17 protein-coding genes are annotated in these 23,351 nt (G+C 72.1%); 12 read left to right on the top strand and 5 right to left on the bottom strand.

Annotation, left to right across the window (positions count from 1 at the left end; translation table 11 throughout):
* Positions 1–151: 151 nt before the first annotated feature.
* The 3 genes from ACF08B_RS18340 to ACF08B_RS18330 form a co-directional block, all read right to left on the bottom strand.
* Positions 152–1,327 carry a glutathione-independent formaldehyde dehydrogenase gene (locus tag ACF08B_RS18340; protein WP_392318281.1) on the bottom strand — a complete coding sequence of 392 codons (1,176 nt, stop codon included), beginning with the start codon at positions 1,325–1,327 and terminating at the stop codon, positions 152–154.
* A gap of 283 nt (positions 1,328–1,610) precedes the next feature.
* Positions 1,611–2,738 (bottom strand): hypothetical protein, encoded by a 1,128-nt coding sequence (locus tag ACF08B_RS18335; RefSeq protein WP_392318280.1) that lies wholly within the window; start codon positions 2,736–2,738, stop codon positions 1,611–1,613.
* 217 nt (positions 2,739–2,955) lie between these two features.
* The gene (locus tag ACF08B_RS18330; RefSeq protein ID WP_392318279.1) at positions 2,956–4,728 is read right to left on the bottom strand and encodes a PucR family transcriptional regulator; all 1,773 of its coding nucleotides are present in this window, start codon (positions 4,726–4,728) and stop codon (positions 2,956–2,958) included.
* 277 nt (positions 4,729–5,005) lie between these two features.
* On the opposite strand from ACF08B_RS18330, the gene dnaK reads away from it, so the two are divergent.
* From dnaK to ACF08B_RS18290, 8 genes are read left to right on the top strand one after another with little or no spacing between them, the layout of a single operon-like run.
* Positions 5,006–6,904: a molecular chaperone DnaK gene (dnaK, locus tag ACF08B_RS18325; RefSeq protein WP_392318278.1), complete on the top strand. Its 1,899-nt coding sequence runs from the start codon at positions 5,006–5,008 to the stop codon at positions 6,902–6,904.
* 8 nt (positions 6,905–6,912) lie between these two features.
* On the top strand, positions 6,913–7,521 hold the full coding sequence (locus tag ACF08B_RS18320; RefSeq protein ID WP_392318277.1) for a nucleotide exchange factor GrpE: 609 nt from the start codon (positions 6,913–6,915) through the stop codon (positions 7,519–7,521).
* A 6-nt stretch (positions 7,522–7,527) separates the two neighbouring features.
* Positions 7,528–8,481, top strand: coding sequence for a DnaJ C-terminal domain-containing protein (locus tag ACF08B_RS18315; protein ID WP_392318276.1), 954 nt, complete (start codon positions 7,528–7,530; stop codon positions 8,479–8,481).
* Entirely contained in the window at positions 8,478–8,885 is a 408-nt protein-coding gene (locus tag ACF08B_RS18310; protein WP_392318275.1) for a chaperone modulator CbpM, read from the top strand. The genes ACF08B_RS18315 and ACF08B_RS18310 overlap by 4 nt, the downstream gene beginning before the upstream one ends.
* Entirely contained in the window at positions 8,876–11,515 is a 2,640-nt protein-coding gene (gene clpB / locus ACF08B_RS18305) for an ATP-dependent chaperone ClpB (protein ID WP_392318274.1), read from the top strand. The genes ACF08B_RS18310 and clpB overlap by 10 nt, the downstream gene beginning before the upstream one ends.
* Positions 11,512–11,958 carry a thioredoxin gene (trxA, locus tag ACF08B_RS18300; RefSeq protein WP_392318273.1) on the top strand — a complete coding sequence of 149 codons (447 nt, stop codon included), beginning with the start codon at positions 11,512–11,514 and terminating at the stop codon, positions 11,956–11,958. Before clpB ends, trxA begins: the two co-directional genes overlap by 4 nt.
* Before the next feature lie 5 nt (positions 11,959–11,963).
* Positions 11,964–12,227 (top strand): UBP-type zinc finger domain-containing protein, encoded by a 264-nt coding sequence (locus tag ACF08B_RS18295; RefSeq protein WP_392318272.1) that lies wholly within the window; start codon positions 11,964–11,966, stop codon positions 12,225–12,227.
* Positions 12,227–14,041 carry an FAD-dependent oxidoreductase gene (locus tag ACF08B_RS18290; RefSeq protein WP_392318271.1) on the top strand — a complete coding sequence of 605 codons (1,815 nt, stop codon included), beginning with the start codon at positions 12,227–12,229 and terminating at the stop codon, positions 14,039–14,041. The genes ACF08B_RS18295 and ACF08B_RS18290 overlap by 1 nt, the downstream gene beginning before the upstream one ends.
* A gap of 405 nt (positions 14,042–14,446) precedes the next feature.
* Here the strand turns inward: ACF08B_RS18290 and ACF08B_RS18285 are convergent, their stop codons facing one another.
* Complete coding sequence (locus ACF08B_RS18285; RefSeq protein WP_392318270.1) at positions 14,447–15,691, bottom strand: NADH:flavin oxidoreductase/NADH oxidase family protein; 1,245 nt, start codon at positions 15,689–15,691, stop codon at positions 14,447–14,449.
* Positions 15,692–15,786: 95 nt separating this feature from the next.
* On the opposite strand from ACF08B_RS18285, the gene ACF08B_RS18280 reads away from it, so the two are divergent.
* From ACF08B_RS18280 to ACF08B_RS18265, 4 genes are all read left to right on the top strand, one after another.
* Complete coding sequence (locus tag ACF08B_RS18280) at positions 15,787–16,386, top strand: TetR/AcrR family transcriptional regulator (RefSeq protein WP_392318269.1); 600 nt, start codon at positions 15,787–15,789, stop codon at positions 16,384–16,386.
* 154 nt (positions 16,387–16,540) lie between these two features.
* A complete protein-coding gene (locus tag ACF08B_RS18275) occupies positions 16,541–17,383 on the top strand; it encodes an oxygenase MpaB family protein (protein ID WP_392318268.1) in 843 nt (280 codons plus the stop codon).
* A gap of 121 nt (positions 17,384–17,504) precedes the next feature.
* Positions 17,505–19,877, top strand: a complete 2,373-nt coding sequence (locus ACF08B_RS18270; RefSeq protein ID WP_392318267.1) for a tetratricopeptide repeat protein — start codon at positions 17,505–17,507, stop codon at positions 19,875–19,877.
* Positions 19,878–19,971: 94 nt separating this feature from the next.
* Positions 19,972–21,534 carry a phytoene desaturase family protein gene (locus tag ACF08B_RS18265; protein WP_392318266.1) on the top strand — a complete coding sequence of 521 codons (1,563 nt, stop codon included), beginning with the start codon at positions 19,972–19,974 and terminating at the stop codon, positions 21,532–21,534.
* 18 nt (positions 21,535–21,552) lie between these two features.
* Here ACF08B_RS18265 and ACF08B_RS18260 read toward each other — a convergent pair whose 3' ends face one another.
* Entirely contained in the window at positions 21,553–23,301 is a 1,749-nt protein-coding gene (locus tag ACF08B_RS18260; RefSeq protein WP_392318265.1) for a serine hydrolase, read from the bottom strand.
* Positions 23,302–23,351 lie beyond the last annotated feature (50 nt).

The raw sequence follows: 23,351 nt of genomic DNA, 5'->3' as shown, positions 1-23,351 counted from the left end.
ACCGTAGGGCAAGGAAGCCTCCCACACGGCCCGCCGGCCGGCCGGCGGCCGCAGCCGCTGGGCGGGGCTGCCACGGCGGACACTGCTGAGCGTCCGCCGTCCGTCCTCCGGGCCGGCCAGGGAAACAGGGGGCACGGCGGCCCTGGGTCTCTTACCGCTTGTGGCCGTTGCCGTGTCCGTTGGGGTGCAGGACGACCTTGGTCCAGCCGTCGTCACGGGCGTCGAAGTGCTCGTAGGCGGTGGGGGCCTCGTTCAGGCTGAGTTCGTGGGAGACGACGAAGCTCGGCTTCGCCTTCCCGCCGGCGATCAGATCCCGCAGCGCCCGGTTGTACTTCTTCACCGGCGCCTGCCCGGTCCCCATGTGCTGGCCCTTGAACCACATCATGCCGAAGTCGATCGGGACCTTGCCCTGCGCTTCCAGTTCCCCCTGGGCCTCGGCGCCGCCAGGGTCCTGGGGCAGGAACACGCCCACCACGCCGATGTCGCCCGTGAACCGGACCGAGTCGATCAGTCCGTTGAGCGTGAGGCTGGCGTCCTCGTGTCCCTGGGGGTCGTGCGCCTGGTAGCCGACGCATTCGCAGCCGTTGTCGGCGCCCAGCCCGAGGGTGGCCTCCTTGACGACCTCCGCCGGGTTCTGCTCGGCGGTGTTGATCGGGATGGCCCCGATCTCCTCCGCCTTGCGCAGCCGGTCGGGCTGGTGGTCAGCCGTCCAGACGCGCCCGGCGCCCTTGAGGAGGGCCGAGTAGGTCGCCATCAGCCCGACGGGACCGGCCCCGAAGACGATCGTCTGGTCACCCGGTTTCACATGGGCCATCTCGGTGGCGTGGTACCCGGTCGGGAAGATGTCGGCGAGCATCACGTAGTCGGTCTGCCGCTCGGCGGCGTCCTCGCCCAGACGCAGCGCGTTGAAGTCGCCGTAGGGCACGCGCAGCAGTTCCGCCTGGCCGCCCTGGTAGGGGCCCATGTCGGCGAATCCGTAGGCGGCTCCCGCGAGGGCCGGTTCCGGCTGCATGGTCAGGCAGTAGTTGGTCAGCCCCTGCTCGCACTGCTTGCAGAAGCCACAGGCGATGTTGAAGGGCAGGACCACGTACTCGCCGACCTGGACCTTGCGGACGGCCGAGCCGACCTCCACCACCTGGCCCAGGTTCTCGTGTCCCAGGGTGCGGCCGGACTCGAACGAGGTGCGGCCCTCGTACATGTGCAGGTCCGAACCGCAGATGTTGGTGGAGGTGATCTTGACGATGATGTCGCAGGGGTGTTCGATCTTCGCGTCCGGTACGTCCTTCACTGTGACCGTTCGCGGGCCTTCGTATACCGCTGCTTTCATGGTGGCTTCCCTGATGTCGCGGTACGGCGGTGATGGGGAAGGCGCAGGGAGCCCGACTCTCGGAAGTGCTGCGAGGGAGTCCGGGGCTCCGGCACGCCTCTGTGGGCCGTTCACCTGGATCAGGTGGGACGGTCGTTCTGCCGCCGGTCCCGCCAGGCGGAGCTTCGGCGGCGTGCCGTGCGGGTCCCCGTCGGCCCCCGAGGCGAAACAACCACGCACCGACCGATCAGCGGAACCTGCGGACCCGGACGACCACCGGCACATCTCCGACCGAGGTCACCCGTCAGTCACCATCACCGCGGTCGTCCCGCAGCATGCTGCGACGCTCCTGTTCGCGCTTGGAGTAGGCGGCCGCCCGGATCGCCTCGTCGCTCTCCAGGCCTGATCCCAGCGCGCCGCCCACCGTGGCGACCGAAGCGACGAACCAGGACAGCGTCCAGTACTCCGCGGCGTGCAGCGGGGTCCGTGTCGTGGAGGCGAAGACTTGGTCGTTGAGGATGAACAGCGCCCACACCAGGTTGATGACCATCAAACCCGCGTAGCAGACGATCACCCCGATACCCACGGTCACGACCGTCGAGGTGTTGTAGAGAGCCGCCCTCTTCCTCGCCTCCGGTGAAACCTCATCCGTTCGATGCCACAGGTTCGCGTCCACGATCAGCCAGCCGATCATGAGAGCGACAGACCCGACCGTGGCGATCACCAGGCGTGGCGTGCTCAGGTAGGTGGCCAGGTTCCAGATGGTGGAGTTCACGGTGGCGACCGCTCCCGTGGCGAGTGCGGCCGCCAGGGCTTTCGACAAGCCCGGCACCAGACGCCACGGCCGGTTGGCGCGGACCATACCGAGGAGCACCCTCAGGTAACCGCGCGGCCCAGTGACGACGTACCGCAGATCGGCGATCTCCTCCTCACCGACCTGGCCCGGATGGATGGGCGCGAGACGACCGACGAAGGGCCCCCGCAGCGGCTGACTTCCCAAAGACCCCTCGGACTCGGTGGCCTGCGGGCCCGCCAAGCTGAGCACGGCTTCTTCCACGGCCTGCCGGGCCCTTGTCTGCAGCCGGAAACCCCCCAGCGTGGGAAGAGACAGCAGTGCCAGGCCGTGTTCGTGACTCAGATCCACCACGAGCTTGCGCCCATGTGAGTGCAGCGGAAGGTCGGTGAGGGCCACGACGATGTCCCAGTTCCCCTCGCTTCCACGGTCCATGATCCGGCGCGTCAATGTGGACAGGTCCTCGGTCCCCGCGGTGAAGGGCTCACTGACCACCTCGACGTCGAACCGTCGCCCCGGGCCCGACCTGTCGGCGAGCCGATCGGGAAGCATCGGGGCCATGCGCTGCGCGATCTCCGTCGGCGCATCCGGATCCGCCAGAAGAGCCACGACCGTAACGCCCTTGGACGACACCCGCATGACTCCCTCACGTCGGCCACCCCGCGACCGCGAGTGCCCACAGGATGCCCCCGACGTAACGCCGACGCCGCGTGACACGCCGGGCCCTGCCGGCAGGTGCAGACGGTACGGTCGGATCTCCTCGTGCTCCCCCGCCTCCGAAACACCTGGCGAGGACCCGCGCGCGTGAGGCGGCCACTGCTACTGACACCGAACGCGCAAAAGCTCCGGTGAGGCATCAGCCGGGTCCGCCCAGCACGATCTTCCACACTCGGGTCGCCACCTGGAGGTTCAGCCGGTCCTCGACGTTCGCGAGGTCGTGGCCGCTGATGTCGCGGATGCGCTGGAGCCGATAGCGCAGCGTGCTGCGGTGGATCGTGAGGTAGTCGGCGGTCTCGTCGTAGTTGCCGCCGCAGTCGAAGTACCGGGACAGGGTCTCCACCATGGTCGCGTGGTGCCGGGAGTCGTAGTCGATGAGCTGCCCGAGCCACTCCTGGACGAACGTCTCCAGTTCCCGGTGACCGCTGCCGGGTCCCAGGATGCGGTAGAGACCGAGCTCGTCGAAGAACGTCGCGCCGTAGCGCTCGCGGGAGTGGCGGCGCACGTCCAGGGCGCGCTGCGCCTCCTCGTAGTGGTGGGGGATGTCGTTCAGGGAGCCGGAAGGGGCGCTCACCCCGATCGTCCCGGACCGTGTTCCGGTCTCCCGGGCGAGCGCCTCGTACAGCGCGCGGGCGTCCGGCCTCTCGTCGGCGATGAGGACGACGTGGTCGGAGCGGCGGGTCAGCAGCGAGCGCATGCCCACGGCAGCGGCCGCCCGCCCCACGGTCCGTGCGAAGGAATCGTCGGCGGTCCGGTTCGACCACTGCACCACGACGATGTAGTGGCTGCGGTGCAGGTCGTGTCCGACTGCCTCGGACCGGGCGTAGGCGCTCGGCTCGTCCGTCCCTGCCAGGAGGTCGTCGGCCAGCTCGCGATGCAGCCTCAGCTCCGTTTCGGCCAGATTGCGCAGGTGCGTCATTTCCAGGGCGAGAGACGCGGCGGCGTGTTCCAGCGCGAGCACGGTGCGCTCGTCGGCCTCGGCCCCGGCATCGACCAGGGCCAGCACGCCCAGGATCTCGCCGTGCGGGCGGATCAGGGTGATCAGCCGGTCCCTTCTGCGCACCGGCCCGGCCTCTTTGGCGACGGCGTGCAGCATTTCGTCCTGGCGCACGGGGTCCGGTTCGGGATAGGGGACGGGGCGGCCGGGGCCGGTCCAGGACCTCAGCCGACCGAAGCGGTCCTCGACCAGCGCGGGGAGCCCGGTGAGCCCGTGCAGTGCGCGGGTGACAGCTTCCTCGCCGCCACCCGAGGCGGCGACGTCGGCCAAGAGAGCGTGAACGGCTCGCTCGTAGCCCAGCTCAGCCACCGCGGAGATCAGCTTCCGCTGGAGGGCTGTGCGTTCCTCCCTCAGCCGGTGCATCTCCAGCGCGTCCTCGCGTTGGCGGCGGTGCGCGAAGGCGACCGACAGTGCGGCAGCGGTGTGCCGGACGAGCAGGGCGAGCAGGGATCGCTCGACCTTGGTGGGCGGGGAGCGGGACGTGACCACGAGGTAGCCGTGGAGTACCTCAGGTCCGCGGAGCCCCAGGGCCCGGCCCCAGCGTCTGCCGGCCACGGTCACGGTGCCGTCCCGCCCGGCCAGGTCCCGCACCCTCCGGCCCACGGCCAAGGCATGCGTTCGCCCGTTCCACGGGCTGGGGACCAGGTCCCCGCCCACCTTGAGGTATCCGGCCTCGGCGCTGTAACGCCCCGCGGCGACTATGTGATCCATGGCCAGGCGCAGGATCTCGCCTTCGTCCGGAGCGTCGAACTGGGCGCGGGAGAGCGCGACCAGTTCGTGGAGGGCATGGGCGGCCGGGGTGCGAGCGGGCAGGCGGGGCCGCCTGGGCGCGGCCGTGGGATGCCGCCGGCCGCTGCCTCGCGCAAGGCTGCCGGAGCAGCGGTGGTACAGGCTGTACGCCCGCCTGCCGGCCATGGGATCACTCCGTCCTTCGGAGGTGAGCGGCTTTCGCGTACCCGCTCCCGGGCCGGCTACCCGAGACGTGTGGGTTCTTTCTCTCGTACTCGTGGGGCGATCGGACCCGTGCATTCCTGACTCGCCAGGCGCAGGCGTGGAGCCACCCGGTTCGTCACCCTGGGGAGTGCTCGAGACCCTCCGTGCGCACCGCTCGGAAACCGGCGGATTCCCACCTCTGTCCGAACGAACGTGATCCGGAGAGTCGACGCAGGCGCTGCACCGGGAGGAGTTCCTCATGGCCAAGGCAGTGGGCATCGACCTGGGTACCACCAACTCGGTGATCGCTGTGTGGGAGGGCGGCGAGCCGTCCGTCGTGCCCAACAGCGAGGGCAACCGGACGACACCGTCCGTGGTGGCCTTCACCGACACCGGGGAACGTCTGGTGGGCCAGCTGGCCCGGCGCCAGGCGATCCTCAACCCCAAGGGCACCATCTACTCGGCCAAGCGGTTCATCGGCCGGCACTTCGACGAGATCTCCGACGAGGCCAGGGCGGTGGCGTACGACGTCGTCGAGGGCGACGGCGGGGCGGCCCGCTTCAAGGTGCGCGACAAGTTGTACGCGCCTGAGGAGATCAGCGCACAGGTGCTGCGCAAACTCGCCGACGACGCGTCCAAGCAGCTGGGGGAGCGGGTCACGGAGGCGGTCATCACGGTGCCCGCCTACTTCAACGACGCTCAGCGCACCGCCACGAAGGACGCCGGACGGATCGCCGGACTGGAGGTGCTGCGGATCATCAACGAGCCGACGGCCGCCGCCCTCGCGTACGGCATGGACAAGAAGGAGCACGAGACCGTCCTCGTCTTCGACCTGGGCGGCGGCACCTTCGACGTGAGCATCCTCGACGTCGGCGACGGCGTGGTGGAGGTGCGCTCCACCGCCGGTGACAGCCACCTGGGCGGCGACGACTTCGACCGGCGTCTGGTGGACTACCTGGCGGACGACTTCCAGAAGGAGAACGGCATCGACCTGCGCAAGGACCCGCAGGCGCTGCAACGACTGTTCGAGGCGGCGGAGAAGGCCAAGACCGAGCTCAGTTCGGTGACGCAGACGCAGGTCAGTCTGCCGTTCATCACCGCCGACGCAGCGGGCCCCAAGCACCTGACCGACTCGATCATGCGGTCCACTTTCGAGCAGATCACCGGCGACCTGGTGGAGCGTTGCCTCGGACCGGTGCAGCAGGCGATGGCCGACGCGAAGGTCGGCGAGAACGACATCGACGAGGTCATCCTCGTCGGCGGTTCCACCCGCATCCCCGCCGTCCAGACTCTGGTCCGCCGGCTGACCGGCGGCAAGGATCCCAACATGAGCGTCAACCCCGACGAGGTCGTGGCCCTGGGCGCCGCGATCCAGGCCGGGGTGCTCAAGGGCGAGGTCAAGGACGTCCTGCTGCTCGACGTCACACCCCTGTCGCTGGGCGTGGAGACGCGCGGCGGAGTGATGACGAAGATCATCGAGCGCAACACCACCATTCCGGTGCGTCGCAGCGAGACCTTCTCCACCGCCGAGGACAACCAGCCGGCCGTCGATGTGGTGGTCCTCCAGGGCGAGCGCGAGCGGGCCGCCGACAACCGGGTGCTGGGCCGGTTCCAGCTCACCGACATCCGGCCGGCGCCGCGGGGCGAACCACAGATCGAGGTCACCTTCGACATCGACGCCAACGGCATCCTCAACGTCAAGGCCCGCGACCGGGACACCGGCAAGGAACAGGGCATCACCATCAGCGAGAGCTCCAACCTGGACCGCAGTGAGGTCGAACGCATGGTCCAGGAGGCCGAGCGCAACCGGGGCGAGGACCAGACGCTCCGCGAGGCCGTCGACGCCCGCAACGAACTCGACGCCGTCGCGTACCAGGTCGAGAAGCGCCTCGCCGAACTGGGCGACGCAGCGCCCGCGCACGAGAAGGCACGCGCCGAGATGCTCGTGTCCGACGCCCGGGCGGCGGTCAAGGAGGAGGCGGGCGTGGAGCGCGTGCGGCCCCTGACCTCCGAACTCCAGCAGGTGCTCGCCGGGCTGTCGGCCCATCAGGGCGCCGCCCCGGGCGGCGGTCCCGGCCAGGACACTGCCACCGGCGGTCCCACGAGTGACGGTGGCGGTGACGATGATGTCATCGACGCCGAGTTCGACAAGGGCTGAGGCGCGCCATGCCCACCCACCCCAAGGAACCCGACCGGGCCGCGTCGGATCCGGGCGCACGGGTCCCGGAAGGCGCCGGACCCGCTCCTCGCGGGGACTTGCCCCAACCGGGCCCGCCCCGGCCCGAAGCGGCGAACGGCGGACCGGGGCCCGATGCCGCCGGCCCCGCGCCTGCCGAGGACGAGTACACGACCGCGATCCAGGAACTGGAGGACCGCTGGCGGCGCGCGCTCGCCGACCTCGACAACCTTCGCAAGCGTCACGCCAGGGAACTGGAGCGCGAACGGGCGGTCGAGCGGTCCCGCACCGCGGCCGCCTTCCTGCCCGTCCTCGACAACCTCGAACTCGCCCTGACCCATGCCGGCGCCGATCCGGGCGCGATCGTGGAGGGCGTCCGGGCCGTACGCGACCAGGCGGTGAACGTCCTCGAACTGCTCGGCTACCCGCGGCACGCGGAGAGCGGTGTCGCCTTCGACCCGGCCCGGCACGAGGTGGTCGGTGTCGTCCAGGACCCCGACGCCCCACCGGGCACGGTCGTCGAGGTGCTGCGCCCCGGCTACGGGGACGGCGAGCGGCAGCTCAGGCCGGCCGCCGTGACCGTCGCCAAGCGGGAGTGACCGGCGATGGCACGGGATTTCTACGAGGTGCTGGGCGTGCCGCGGACCGCGAGCCAGGACGAGATCCAGCAGGCATATCGCAAACTCGCCCGTAAGTACCACCCCGACGTCAACAAGGACCCCGGGGCGGAGGAACGCTTCAAGGACCTCAACGAGGCGTACAGCGTCCTGTCCGATCCCCGGACCCGGGCCCGCTACGACCGCTTCGGCGAGGACTTCCGCAAGATCCCCGAGGACTTCGACGAACGGGTCGCGGCCGGAGCGGGCGGCGGCTTCCGCGGTCGCAGGACCGCAGGCGCGGGCGGCCCTCGCGTCCGGTACACCACCGGCTTCGGCGACGACTTCGGAGCGGAGGGCATCGACATCGAGGACCTGTTCGGCTCCATGTTCGGAGCCGGCGCCGCCCGAAGCGGCGTCCCCGGAGCGGACCAGGAGGCCGAACTGCCGCTCACCGTCGAGGAGGCGTACCGAGGCGGCCGCCGCACCGTCACACTCGCCGGCCCCACCGGGCAGCCGCGGCGATACGAGGTCGACGTGCCACCGGGCGTCACCGACGGGCAGCGCATCCGGCTGGCGGGTGAGGGTGGCCAGGGCAGTGGCGACGCAGCCGCGGGCGACCTGTACCTGCGCGTACGTATCCAGCCCCACCCCCGGTTCCGGCTGGACGGCCGTGACGTGCACGTCCAGGTCCCGGTCGCCCCGTGGGAGGCGGCCCTGGGTGCGACCGTGCCGGTGCCCACGCCCGGCGGCGGCACGGCGAAGGTCACGGTGCCCGCGGGCTCGTCCAGCGGCCGGCGGCTGCGGCTGCGCGGCGAGGGCATGCCGAACCCGCGCGGCGCGAACGGCGACCTGTACGCCGAACTTCGCGTCATGGTGCCTCCCGCCCTCGGCGACCGGGAGCGCGAACTGTTCGAGGAGCTCGCCGCCACTTCCTCGTTCGACCCCAGGAGGACGCGATGAACGACCGACCCGCGGGAGCGGGAGGCATCGGCCGGGCCGGCGCGGGCGCCCGTCCGGTACGAACGGGCGCCGACATCACCGCCTCGACGGCTGTCCGGTACGCGCTCGTGCCCGTCCCCAAGCTCTCCCTGGCCGCCGTGGCCCTTCGCTCGGGCCTCCACCCCGATCTGATCCGCCGATTCGTCGCCCTAGGCCTCGTCGACGCCGAACGCGACTCCGCCGGGCGACTGGTCTTCGACCCCACGGCCCCGGCGGTTCTCGCCCGTATTCAGCGGCTGCGCACCGGACTCTGCCTCAACTACGCATCCATCGGCCTGGTGCTCGACCTGCTCGACCGCATCAGCCTGCTCGAAGCCGCCCTGCGCGGCCGCGGCACGAGGAGTGAAACACCCCCATGGACATGAACCGTCTCACCCAGAAGTCGCAGGAAGCCCTCCAAGAGGCCCAGAGCGCGGCCGTCGGCATGGGGCACACCGAGGTCGACGGGGAACACCTGCTGCTCGCGCTTCTCGATCAGGAGGACGGTCTGATCCCGCGGTTGCTGCAACAGGCCGGCACCGAACCGAAGGAGCTGCGCGCGGCCTTGCGCGAGGAACTCTCCCGCCGCCCGAAGGTCACCGGTCCCGGCGCGGCACCCGGCCAGGTCTTCGTCACTCAGCGCCTGTCCCGGCTGCTCGATGCCGCCGAGCGGGAGGCCAAACGCCTCAAGGACGAGTACGTGTCCGTGGAGCACCTCCTGCTCGCCCTGGCCGAGGAGGGGTCGGTGACCGCCGCCGGACGCCTGCTCAAGGAGCACGGCGTGACCCGGGATTCGTTCCTGAGCGCGCTCACCCAGGTCCGCGGCAACCAGCGCGTCACCTCCGCCAACCCTGAGGTGGCCTATGAGGCGCTGGAGAAGTACGGCCGCGACCTGGTCCTCGAAGCTCGGTCCGGGCGGCTGGACCCGGTCATCGGCCGTGACGCGGAGATCCGCCGCGTCACCCAGATCCTCAGCCGCAAGACCAAGAACAACCCCGTCCTCATCGGCGATCCCGGCGTCGGCAAGACCGCCATCGTCGAGGGCCTGGCCCAGCGCATCGTTCGCGGCGACGTCCCCGAGGGCCTGCGCGACAAGACGGTGTTCGCCCTCGACATGGGCTCCCTGGTCGCAGGCGCCAAGTACCGCGGCGAGTTCGAGGAACGCCTCAAGGCCGTGCTGTCCGAGGTGAAGGCCGCCCAGGGGCGCATCCTGCTCTTCGTCGACGAACTCCACACCGTCGTGGGCGCGGGTGCCGCCGAAGGGGCCATGGACGCGGGCAACATGCTCAAGCCGATGCTCGCCCGCGGCGAACTCCACATGATCGGCGCCACCACCCTCGACGAGTACCGCAAGCACATCGAGAAGGACGCCGCCCTCGAACGCCGCTTCCAGCAGGTGCTGGTCGACGAGCCGAGCGTGGAGGACACCATCTCCATCCTGCGCGGACTACGCGAACGTCTGGAGGTCTTCCACGGCGTGAAGATCCAGGACACCGCGCTGGTCTCCGCGGCCACCCTCAGCCACCGCTACATCACCGACCGGTTCCTGCCCGACAAGGCCATCGACCTCGTCGACGAGGCGTGCGCCCGGCTGCGTACCGAGATCGACTCGATGCCCGCCGAACTCGACGAGATCACCCGCCGCGTCACCCGCCTGGAGATCGAGGAGGCGGCCCTGTCCAAGGAGACCGACGCCGCCAGCAAGGCCCGTCTGGAGGAGCTGCGCAGGGAACTGGCCGACCTGCGCGGCGAGGCCGACGCCAAACACGCCCAGTGGGAGGCCGAACGGCAGGCCATCCGCCGCGTGCAGGAGCTGCGCCAGGAACTCGAGCAGGTCCGTCACGAGGCGGAGGAGGCCGAACGCGCCTACGACCTCAACCGCGCCGCCGAACTCCGCTACGGCCGCCTCCAGGACCTGGAGCGCCGGCTGAAGGCCGAGGAGGAGCAACTGGCCGCCAAACAGGGGCAGAACCGGCTGCTGCGCGAGGTTGTCACCGAGGAGGAGATCGCCGAGATCGTCGCCGCCTGGACCGGCATCCCCGTCGCCCGTCTCCAGGAGGGCGAACGCGAGAAGCTGCTGCGCCTCGACGAGATCCTGCGCGAACGCGTCATCGGCCAGGACGAGGCCGTCAAACTCGTCGCCGACGCCATCATCCGCGCCCGCTCCGGCATCCGCGACCCGCGCCGCCCCATCGGCTCGTTCATCTTCCTCGGCCCTACCGGCGTCGGGAAGACCGAGCTGGCCAAGACCCTCGCGGCGGCCCTGTTCGACTCCGAGGAGAACATGGTCCGCCTCGACATGAGCGAGTACCAGGAGCGGCACACCGTCAGCCGGCTCATGGGCGCACCACCCGGATACGTCGGCTACGAGGAAGGCGGCCAGCTCACCGAGGCCGTACGCCGCAAGCCGTACTCGGTGGTGCTGTTCGACGAGATCGAGAAGGCGCACACCGATGTCTTCAACACCCTGCTGCAGGTCCTCGACGACGGCCGCATCACCGACTCCCAGGGCCGCACCGTCGACTTCCGCAACACCGTGATCATCATGACCTCCAACATCGGCTCCGAGCACCTCCTCGACGGCGCCACCGCCGAGGGCGAGATCAAGCCGGACGCACGCGCCCTGGTGATGGGCGAGCTGCGCGGGCACTTCCGCCCGGAGTTCCTCAACCGCGTCGACGACATCGTGCTGTTCAAGCCGCTCGGTGAGCGGCAGATCGAGCGGATCGTGGAGCTGCAGTTCGACGAGCTGCGCCGCCGGCTCGCCGAACGCCGCATCACCGTCGAACTCACCGAATCGGCACGGGAGGTGATCGCCCACCAGGGCTACGACCCGGTGTACGGGGCCCGGCCGCTGCGCCGCTACATCTCCCACGAGGTCGAGACGATGGTCGGGCGCGCCCTTCTGCGCGGCGACGTCCAGGACGGCGCGACGGTCCGCGTCGACGCCGAACACGGAGAGCTGGTGGTCACCTACGACCAGCCCGAGAAGGTCCAAGGAGCGCGGGCGGCATGAGCACGATGCGGGCGACGACCGTCGGATGTCCCCATTGCGGGCGCACCAACCGGGTGCCCGTGGCCGCGGAGGGCCGTCCCAAGTGCGGCCACTGCAAGCGGCCCCTACCGTGGATGGTGGACGCGGGCGACGACGACTTCACCGAGGTCGCCGAGCGGGCCGACGTCCCTGTCGTGGTCGATCTGTGGGCCACCTGGTGCGGCCCCTGCCGCATGGTCAGCCCCGCACTGGAGAAGGTCGCCACCGATCTCGCCGGCCGCATCAAACTCGTCAAGGTCGACGTCGACAAGAACCCGCGACTGTCACAGCGTTTCGAGGTCCAGGCCGTACCGACCCTGCTGATCCTCGACCGGGGCGAGACAGTCGCCCGGCAGGCGGGGGCGGCGCCCGCCCCCGCTCTGCGCCGATGGGTGGAACAGTCGATCGCCGCCCGGAAAGGGTGATCCGGATGACCCTGCACGCAGACCCCCACCTCGCGCTCGTCCGGCCGGTCCGGCCGCTGACCCCAGAAGGGTGTCAGGAGTGTCTGATGCTCGGCGCCCCGTGGGTCCATCTGAGGCTCTGCCTGACCTGCGGGCACGTCGGCTGCTGCGACTCCTCGCCGAACAAGCACGCGCGCAAGCACGCGGCCGCCGTCGCCCATCCGATCGTGCAGTCGTTCCAGCCGGGCGAGGAATGGCGCTGGTGCTTCGTTCACGAGGCGTTCGTCTGATGTCCGGCGACCAGTCGCTGCCGGGCGAGGAACCGGTGCCGGAGAAAGCGGACGAGGCCGCCTTCTGGGAGACCCCGGACATCTACGGCGCGTATCCGCGCCTCACGGAGGACCAGACAGCACGTCTGGCGGAGCACGGGCAACGCCGGCCCATGGCTCCGAACGACGTGCTGATCCGGGAGGGGGAGCGCTGCGAGACGTTCTTCGTCGTCCTCAGCGGTACCGTCGCCGTCGTCGAGGACTACGGCACTCCGGAGGAGCACGTGCTGCGCGTGCACGGCCCCGGTCGCTTCATCGGCGAACTCGGCCTGCTGCACGGACAAGTGGCCTTCTACACCGCTGTCGCCAGGGAGCCGGGCGAGGTCCTGGTCGTCTCCTTGGACCAGTTGCGCCACCTGGTGTCCCAGGACTCCACCATCGGGGACATCGTGCTGCGCGCCTGCCTGTGCCGTCGCGCGCTGCTCGTCGGACAGGGCGCCGGCTTCCGCATCATCGGCTCGCGCTACTCGCCCGAGACCAGACGGCTGCGCGAGTTCGCCGTCCGCAACCGGCTGCCGCACCGCTGGATCGACCTGGAGACCGACGAGGAGGCCGAGGAGCTGCTGCGCCGCTTCGGCGTCGGCCCGGAGGAGACACCACTCGTCATCTGGCGGGACACCACCCTGTTGCGCAACCCCAGCAACGCGGAACTGGCCCGGCTCATCGGCCTGCCGTCACTACCCGCCGGAGACCGTCACGGCGACGTCCTCATCGTAGGCTCCGGACCCGCCGGCCTCGCTGCCGCGGTGTACGCCGCCTCCGAGGGCCTGAGCACCACGGTGGTGGAGGCGATGGCCACCGGCGGCCAGGCCGGCACGTCGTCCCGCATCGAGAATCTGCTCGGCTTCCCGTCCGGCATCTCCGGCGCCGAACTCACCGAACGCGCCGTGCTCCAGGCCGACAAGTTCGGCGCCGGGATCAGCCTTCCGCTGGAGGCGACCGGTCTCCGTCCCCAGGACGAGGACCACTACGTGGTGGCGTTCGCCGACGGCAGCGAGATCGCCGCCCGCGCCGTCGTCCTGGCCATGGGTGCCCGCTACCGCCGGCTCCAGGTGCCCGGCATCGAACGCCTGGAGGGCACGAGCGTGCACTACTCGGCGACCGTCTACGAGGCCCAGCAGTGCCGCACCGACCCGGTGGCCGTCGTCGGCGGAGGCAACTCGGCCGGGCAGGCGGTGCTGTTCCTCGCCGGGTACGCGCCGAAGGTGCACCTGCTGGTCCGAGGAGCCGGCCTCGAGGCCAACATGTCCCGCTACCTGGTCGACCAGGTCGAGCGCCATCCGCGGGTGGAGGTCATGCTGCACACCGAGGTCACCGAGGTCCTCGGCCAGGAAGTGCTGGAGGAGCTCGACGTGGTCGACAACCGCACGGGCGGGCACCGCCGGCTCGCGGTACGGAGCCTGTTCGTCTTCACCGGAGCCGACCCTCACACCGAGTGGCTCGCCGGCACCATCGCCCTCGACTCCCGCGGCTTCGTCCTCACCGGGCCGGAGGCCCAGGAAGCCTGCGCCCACCCCGAGGTGTGGCACGGCCGCGGGCGCTCGTGCATGACCCTGGAGACCAGTCTGCCCGGGGTCTTCGCGGTGGGGGACGTCCGCAGCGGCTCGGTGAAGCGGGTTGCCTCCGCGGCCGGTGAGGGCGCGATGGCCATCCACTTCGTGCACCGGCACCTGGGGGACTCGGCCGTACCCGGCACCACGGGCACGTCCGCTCTCGCGGGCCACTCGGACGTCTCCCCACGCATACGTCACAAGGAGTCCGCATGGCTCGCATGACGAATGGCGCCCGTCCGGCGCCACGGCGGTGGCGCCCTGCTGGATGGACACTCCGTGCGGGTGCGAGAGGCCGCCGGGCCGGGACGCCACCTGCCCGGCGCCGAGTGCCGGCCTCAGCAGCAGCGGCCGCTCCGTCAGGCCGCACGACCGGGCACCAGCAGTTCAGGATCGGTGCCGCGTACGACTACAGCATCGATGTCGGCAGCCTCACCGACACCTCCTAGCTGCGGACCGTCACCGCGCACGTCGACGACGCCGTCGCCAAGGGCGCCACCGTTCCCGGTGTCGGCCTCGCGGGAGTGATGTCGCCGGAAGGCGTGACGGGCGGTGCCGCGGCAGACCCGGAGGGCCCCAGGTGGTCGCCGTGAGCGACGAGCACCCGGGGCCCTTCCACCGCGGGCACGGTCACGCGGCGCCCTGTGACGCGGACAGCCAGGCACGGTAGCGGCGCAGGGCCCGTCGCTGCTTGCGCTGTTCGGAGACGAGGGCGAACGCCGGGTGGGTGCGGGGTGTGGGGCGGCTCCCACGGGCGATGCGGCGCATCTGGTGGCGGACCTGTGCCATGCCGGCGGCCGACGCGAGGACCTTGTCGGACCAGGTGACCGGCCGGAGCCGCTCGCCGGCCTCGCGGCCCTGGCGCCAGCGGTCGGGCAGGTCGGGGGTGACGGCGAGGGCCGTGCCCATCCCGACGATCGCCACGCCGCCGCCCAGGGCCCGCTCCGCGGTCCGGCGGTGGGTGATGCCGCCGGTGAGCATCAGCGGCAGCGGGCTGGTCCTGACCAGGTCCTCCGCCAGATCGAGGAAGTACGCCTCGCGCGCCTGGGTGCGCGCGTCGGCGGGGCGTCCCGACATCGCCGGGCTCTCGTAGCTGCCGCCGGACAGTTCGACCAGGTCGACGCCGAGCGGCGCGAGCATCGCGATCACCTGGCGGGCGTCGTCGGCGTCGAAGCCACCGCGCTGGAAGTCGGCGGAGTTGAGCTTCACGGCGACCGCGAAGCCCGGGGAGACGGCGGCGCGCACGGCGCGGACGACGTCCAGCAGCATCCGGGCCCGGTTCTCCAGCGATCCGCCCCACTGGTCCGTGCGCGTGTTGACCAGGGGGGACAGGAACTGCGACAGCAGGTAGCCGTGCGCGGCGTGGACCTCGACGCCGTCGAAGCCCGCCTGTTCGGCGCGCCGCGCCGTGACGGCGTACCGGGCCACGGTGGCCTGGATCTGCTCGGGGGTCATGGCGACGGGTTTGCCGAAGCGGCTGCTGTGCTTGCCCACGTCGACACCTACCGCGGACGGGCCCCACACGACTCCGGGCATGTCGGAACCGACCTGGCGGCCGGGGTGGTTGATCTGCATCCAGATCGCCCCGCCGCCGGATTTGCCCGCCTCGGCCCACGCGGTGAACGGCTCCAGCGGAGCGGCGGCGTCGAGAACCACGCCGCCGGGGCCGGTCAGCGCCTCGGCGTGGACCATCACGTTGCCGGTGATCAGGAGTCCGGCGCCGCCGGCGGCCCAGCGCCGGTACAGGCCGAACAACTCCTCGTCCGGGAGCTGGCCGTCGCCGGCCATGTTCTCCTCCATGGCCGCCTTGGCGATCCGGTTGTCCAGTGTCTGCCCGGAGCGCAGGGTCAGGGGTGTGAACAGCTCGCTGGTCATCGGAGTGTCCCTCTCGATCTCGATCGCCTAGAATGTGTGCAGCGTTCACATTAGGTCAGCGATGTAAGCAACGTAAACATGAGGGAGGGTGACCTGTGTCCCAAGCGGGCGGCACCTATCACCACGGCGATCTGCGCGCCGCCTGCCTGCGCGCCGCGCGGGAGCTGCTCGAGGAGGACGGCAGCGCCGGGCTGTCCCTGCGGGCGGTGGCGAGGCGGGCCGGCGTGTCGGCGACGGCTCCCTATCGCCACTACGCGGACCGTGACGCGCTCGTCTCCGCGGTCGCCGCACAGGGCTACCGCGAACTCGCCGAACATCTGGCCGCGGCGCACCCCTCACCCACCGCTCCCGACGAGCTCGCGGCGGTCGCCGTCGCCTACGTGCGCTTCGCGCTGGAGCGCCCGGCGCTGTTCCGGGTGATGTTCGCGGAGCCCTGCGATCCGCACAGCGAGGAACGGGTCGCCGCGACCGCCGCGATCTCGGAGTACCTCCGCGGCATCGTCCGCGGCGCCTTCCCCGGGGCCGACGCGGAGACGCTGTCGACCACGGTGTGGGCCCTCGTCCACGGCCTGGCGTTCCTGCACCTCGACGGCAAGCTCGACACCTCCACCCCCGACGTGGTCGCCGACCAGGTCCGCACCGCCGTCCACGCACTGTTCACCGCCCCCGCGGCGCTGTCACGGGCGAGGCCGTAGCGGCGCCGGGGCGGCCCGGCAGGGGCACGGGACCGGCCACGAACGGCCGGCGCCGGCGCGTCGCCCGTGCCTCCGGGCGGCCGGCCCCGTCGGCATCGGCGCGGCCCGTGAAGGTTGCCTTGTGCCCACCGGCGAGCCCGGTCAGACTGCGGGCATGGGCGACCCCGGGTTGTTCACGCCGGACTCCGTGACCTGGCAGATGCACGGCGACCCCATGATGTGGGTCGCGGGCATCCGCGCGCTCTACCTCCAGGCCCTGCACCCGCGCGCGGTCCGCGGCGTGATGGAGAACTCCGACTTCCGGCGCGACGCCTGGGGGCGGCTGATGCGCACCGCGGACTTCGTCGGCACCACGACGTACGGCACCACCGACGCCGCCGAACGCGCCGGCGCCCGCGTGCGGAAGATCCACAGCATGCTCGGGGCGACCGACCCGGGCTCCGGTGAGCGGTTCGGCGTGGACGAGCCCGGGTTGCTGCTGTGGGTGCACTGCGCGGAGATCGACTCCTATCTGCACGTCCTGCGCCGCTCCGGGTTCCCGCTCACCGACGCGCAGGCCGACCGGTACCTCGCCGAACATCGCGTCAGCGCCCGTCTGGTGGGCCTCGACCCCGCGGCCGTACCGGCGAACCGGACGGAACTGGCGGCCTACTTCGAGCGGATACGGCCCGAACTCGCCGCGGGAGCCGACGCACGCGCGGTGGACGATTTCCTGCTCCGTCCGCCGACGCACCCGCTCCTCGTCCCGGCGCGCGCGGTGCTGTGGCGGCGCGTGGCACATCTGGCGTACGCCGCCCTGCCCCCGTACGCCCACGAGTTGTACGGCAGACCCGCCCCCGCACCGGCCGTCGTCACCCGCAGACTGCGGGCCACGGGTGCCGTCCTGCGGCACGTCCCCGCACGTGTGCGCTGGCAGCTGCCGCCCAAACACATCCTGCGGGCGATGGCGAGGCTCGGCCCCGACGCCCGTCCCGCACCGTACAAAGTCGGGCGATAGGCCGCCATACTGGACGGGCAGGGGGGTGTGTCACGGACCGGGACGACCGGACACGGTCGTGCGCGGTCCGGTGACGGTTCTCCGGATGCTGGGCGGACGGCGACGGGGGCGGCGGATCGCTATGGGGGAGAACGGACTTGTCCAGGGCAGGTACCGGCTGCTCGACCTGATCGGGCGCGGCGGGATGGGAGAGGTGTGGCGGGCCCGGGACGAGCGCCTGGGCCGGCAGGTGGCGGTCAAGCGTCTCAAACCGCTCGGCCCGCACCGTGACCCGTCCCTCGGCGGGGTGCTGCGGGAGCGGTTCCGCCGCGAGGCGCGGGTGGCCGCCGCGCTCTCGCACCGCGGGGTGACCGTCGTCCACGACTTCGGCGAGGACGGCGGAGTGCCCTATCTGGTGATGGAGTTGCTGCAAGGACGCGACCTGAGCCGGCTCCTGGAGGACGGCAGGGGGCATCCGCTGCCCGTGGACGCGGTGGCCGACATCGCCGGGCAGATCGCCGCGGCCCTCGCGTACACGCATCGGCAGGGCATAGTCCACCGGGACCTGAAGCCCGCCAACATCGTGCTGCTGACCGACGGCACCGTGAAGATCTGCGACTTCGGCATCGCCCGCCTCGGCCACGACATCGGCTTCACCGCCCGGCTGACCGGCACCGGGGTCGCCCTCGGCACCCCGCACTACATGTCCCCCGAGCAGATCGGCGGCGACGCGGTCGACCAGCGCAGCGACCTGTACTCGCTGGGGTGCGTGCTGTACGAGATCGCCACCGGCGTACCGCCGTTCGACCTGGAGGACGCGTGGGCGATCCTGATCGGCCACCGTGACACCGCGCCCCGGCCGCCCCGTGAACTGCGCACCGAACTGCCCGCGTACCTCGACCGGATCATCCTCGACCTGCTGGCCAAGCATCCCGCGGAACGGCCCTACGACGCGGAGGAGTTGAGCGGCCGGATCCAGGAGGGACGGGCCGGTGCCGCCTTCCCGCCCCCATGGCCGTACCGCGCACCGGAGTCCGGCCAACGGCTCCGGGCCGCCGTCGTCCCCACGTGCCCGCTCCCGCCGCCGGACCTTCCGCGCGAAGGCCGCCTGCCGTCCTGGAGCCAGGGCATGGCCACCGGCCACAAGGCGGTCGGTGCGGGCCCGCGCGCGCTGCCCCCGGACCCCGGGGCCGCCCTGACCGGCCGATGGGCCGAGCCGGCGGCCCCGCTCGACGACCCGTCGACGCAGGCCCTCGCCCCTTGGGCCGCACGGCACACCGAGGGCGTCCGGCCCGCCGGGCGGGGACGCCGGCCGGACACGGACGAGGCGCACCTGGCCGTGCCCGCCGAACGCGCCGCCCTCCGGGGCCCGCATCACCCCGAGGTCCTGGCGGCGCGTCACGATGCCGCCGTGGCGTTGCTGCGGTGCGGCCGGGCCGCCGAGGCGCTGGCGGCGTTCGGGGAGGTCGCCGGGGGCTGGGGCCGGGTGCTGGGAGCGGAGCATCCCAAGACCTTGGCGGCGCGTCATGACGTCGCCGTGGCGTTGCTGCGGTGCGGCCGGGCCGCCGGAGCGCTGGCGGCGTTCGGGGAGGTCGCCGAGGGCAGGGCCCGGGTGCTCGGCCGCGATCATCCCGACACGCTCGCCTCGCGTCAGGAGACCGCGTACGCCCTGGGCCGGCTGGGCCGTCACGCGGAGGCCCGGCGGACCTACCGCGAGGTGCTGGACGCGCGGGAGCGCGCCATGGGCCCGGAGCACCCGGACACCCTGCGCTGCAAGCACAACCTGGCCTGCACGCTGGGCCGGCTGGGGCGGCCGGCCGACGCCTGCCGCATGGCCGGCGAGGTGGCCGCCGCCCGGACCCGGCTGCTCGGCCCGGACCATCCCGACACACTGGCCTCCCGCTGCGAGGTCGCCCACGCGCTGGGCCAGTCCGGCCGCTGGGAGGAGGCCCTGCACACCTACCGGGAGGTCGCCCGGACCAGGGCGCGGGTACTCGGCGCCGACCATCCCGACACCCTCGCCGCCCGCTACGAGACCGCGCTCAGCCTCGGCCGGCTCGGGCGCAGCGCGGACGCCCTCGACGTCTACCGCGACCTGATCGCGGACCGCACCCGGGTGCAGGGCCCCACCCACCCCGAGACCCTGCGCGCCCGGCACGGTCTCGGCGTCCACCTCGGCCGGCTGGGACACCGGGAGGACGCGCTGAGCGAGGCCCGCGACGTGTGGGCGCTGCGGGAGCGGGTGCTGGGCGCGGACCATCCCGACACGCTGGTCAGCCGCCGCGAGGTGGCCGTCGCCCTCGGCTGGTTGGGCCGCTGGGCGGACGCCCTCGGCGAGTACCGGCGGGTCGCCGCCACCCGTGAGCGGATCCTCGGCCCGGACCATCCGGACACCCTCGCGGCCCGCGACGACGAGGCCCACTGTCTCAGACGCCTCGGCCGCACCCCGGAGACCGGAGACGTGTGCCGCGGCGTCGCGGTACGCCGCCACCACCTCCCCTCGAACGGCGCCTGACGGACGCCGGCCGCGGCGAGTCCGGGAAGGGCCCCGGCCCACCCGCCCGGACCCGCCTCTGGTCGCCGTGGATCATCGCGTGTTACGAAGAACCATGCCTGCTGACGAGGGAACCCACGCGTACGACGCCGTCATCGTGGGCGGTGGCCACAACGGACTGGTCGCCGCCGCCTACCTGGCCCGGGCCGGCCGCTCGGTGCTGGTGCTGGAGCGCCTGGACCACACCGGCGGCGCCGCCGTCTCCACCCGCCCCTTCGCCGGTGTCGAAGCACGCCTGTCGCGCTACTCGTACCTGGTGAGCCTGCTCCCGCGGAAGATCCTGCGCGACCTCGGGCTGGACCTCCGCCTGAGCTCCCGCACCATCTCCTCCTACACCCCGGTGGAACGGGAGGGGCGGCCCACCGGGCTCCTCGTCGGCGGGGGCGAGCAGCGCACCCGGGAGGCCTTCGCCCGGCTGACGGGCGGCGAGCGCGAGTTCGAGGCCTGGCAGCGCTTCTACGGCATGACCGCCCGGGTCGCCCAGCGCGTCTTCCCGACCCTCACCGAGCCGCTGCCCACCCGCGACGAACTGCGCCGGCGCATCGACGACGACAGCGCGTGGCGGACCCTGTTCGAGGAACCGATCGGGGTCGCCGTGGAGGAGAACTTCGCCGACGACCTGGTCCGGGGCGTGGTCCTCACCGACGCGCTGATCGGCACCTTCGCCGACGCCCACGACCCCTCCCTGGCCCAGAACCGCTGCTTCCTCTACCACGTCATCGGCGGCGGCACCGGCGACTGGGACGTGCCCGTCGGCGGCATGGGTGCCCTCACCGACGCACTCGCTACGGCCGCCCGCTCGGCGGGCGCCGTCATCGCCACCGGTCACGAGGCGATCCGGATCGACACCGACGGACGCACCGCCGAGGTGACCTTCCGCACCGCCGACGGCGAGGGCGTCGCCGTCGCCCGCGACGTCCTGGTGAACGCCTCCCCGCAGGAGCTGGCCGTCCTGACCGGTGGCGCGGCGCCCGAGCCGGCCGAGGGCGCCCAGCTCAAGGTCAACATGCTGCTGACGCGGCTGCCGAAGCTGCGCGACCCGGACACCGACCCCCGCGAGGCGTTCGCCGGCACCTTCCACATCGCCGAGGGTTACCGGCAGCTGGCCACCGCCCACGCCCAGGCCGCCGCCGGTGAACTGCCCGCCGCGCCGCCCTCGGAGATCTACTGCCACTCCCTGACCGACCCGACCATCCTCGGCCCCGAACTCGCCGGGCGCGGCTACCAGACGCTCACGCTCTTCGGCCTGCACACCCCGGCCAGGCTCTTCGACCGGGACAACGACGGCGTCCGCGAGGAACTGCTGAAGTCCACCCTCGCCCAGCTCGACGCCCACCTCGCCGAACCGCTCGCGGACTGCCTGGCCACCGACGCCGACGGCCGGCCCTGCATCGAGGCGAAGACCCCGCTCGACCTCGAACGGGACCTGCGGCTGCCCGGCGGCAACATCTTCCACCGGGCGCTGTCCTGGCCGTTCGCCCAGCAGGACACCGGCCGTTGGGGCGTGGAGACCGCCCACGCCAACGTCCTGCTGTGCGGCGCGGGCGCCGTACGCGGAGGAGGGGTGAGCGGAGTGCCGGGACACAACGCGGCGATGGCCGTGCTGGAGCGGGACTGACCGCCCCTCCCCGGCCGTTCAGTCGGCCGACGGCTCCCAGCCGGCGGCCGTGATGCGCGCCGTGTCCGCCGGACGCGCCCCGTCGAACAGCACCGCCCGGCCCGCCTCCACGCGCAGGGCGTCGACGTAGGCGCCCCGGCCGACGTACGACCGGTCGGTGGTGTACCGCCACCGCAGCGTCAGGCGCGGGTCCGCCGGGACGGACGCGGTCACCCGGTGCCAGACGCGCCCCGACCAGCCCGTGACCGCGCCCGACGGATGGTCCTCGGCGTCCTCGCCGCGGCGGGAACTGGTGAACGGGACAGGCGTCCAGGTGGTGCCGCCGTCCGTGGTGGACTCCAGTACCAGGGCGTCGGACGCGGGCTCGGTGTCCCACCACAGGGCGCAGCGCAGCCGGGCCGTGCCGGGGGAGGTGTCCAGCGCCGGGAGGGCGAGCGTCGCGGACGTGCCGCTCGCCATGCCCGAGAACCATGCCGTACGGCCCCGCGCCGGCCGGACCGGGACCGCGCGGGCCAGGTGGTTCCCGGCGGCGACGCGTGGCGCGGACCCGGACCGCCACGTGCGCACCGGGTGCACCGAGTTGCCGAGGACGACCAGGAAGGAGTCGGTCGTGGGATCGAGCACGAGCGAGGTGCCGGTGAAGCCGGTGTGGCCGGCCGTGCGCGGGGTGGCCAGCGCGCCCATGTACCAGTGCTGGTAGAGCTCGAAGCCGAGGCCGTGCTCGTCGCCCGGGAAGGCGGTGTTGAAGTCGGTGAACATCAACCGCACCGACTCCGGCCGCAGCACGCGGGTCCGGCCGTAGGAGCCGCCGTTGAGCAGCGTACGGCCCAGGACGGCGAGGTCCCACGCGCACGAGAAGACCCCGGCGTGCCCCGCCACCCCGCCGAGGCTGTACGCGTTCTCGTCGTGCACCTCGCCCCACACCAGCCCGCGGTCCAGGCCGGACCAGGGTCTGCGCGCGTCCTCGGTGGCGGCGATCCGCGGCTTCCAGGAGGCGGGCGGGTTGTAGCGCGTGCTGCGCAGGTCCAGCGGCCCGGTGATCTCCTCGTGCAGGAGCACGTCCAGGGTGCGGCCGGTGATCCGCTCCAGCACCAGCTGGAGGGAGATCATGTTCAGGTCCGAGTAGAGGTACGTGCTGCCGGGCGGGTTCTGCGGCGCCTCGGCGTAGATCCGCCGCAGCTTTTCTTCGTGCGTCGGCGCCTCGTAGAGCGGGATCCACGCGCGGAATCCCGACGTGTGCGTCAGCAGCTGACGGACGGTCACGTCCTGCTTGCCGGCGGCGCCGAACTCCGGGACGTACGCCGCGACCTTCCCCTCTAGCTCCAGCGCGCCCCGCTCGATCTGCTGCACCGCGAGGAGCGAGGTGAACAGCTTGGAGACGGAGGCCAGGTCGAAGACGGTGTCCCGGGTCGTCGCGAGCCGCTGGTCGGGCGGGAACTCGACGCCGGTGTCGGTCTTCTCGTCGTACGACGCGTAGCGCACCGCCGACCCGATCGGCTCGTGCAGGGCGACGGTCCCGCCGCGCCCCGCCAGCAGGACGGCACCGGCGTACCACGGATGCTTGGGGGAGGGGCCGAGGAACGTCTCCGCGTCCACGACGAGTTGCCGCAGATGGGCGGGGAGCAGCCCGGCGTGTTCGGGCGAGCCGTGGTGCAGCGTCGGGCGCCCCCGGGCGGGAGTCGCGGCCGCGGGGCCCGCGGGAAGCGCGGCCAGGGCCAGCGCGCCGCCGGACGCGAGTCCTCCCGCCATGATCTGACGACGTGTCATGCCGTCCGCCCGTCCGCCTGTCAGGTCCTCCGCCATCGCGCGGCCTCCCG

Source organism: Streptomyces sp. NPDC015139 (assembly GCF_043079785.1).
Lineage (GTDB): Bacteria > Actinomycetota > Actinomycetes > Streptomycetales > Streptomycetaceae > Streptomyces > Streptomyces albidocamelliae.
This window is presented reverse-complemented; position numbering and strand designations above follow the sequence as displayed.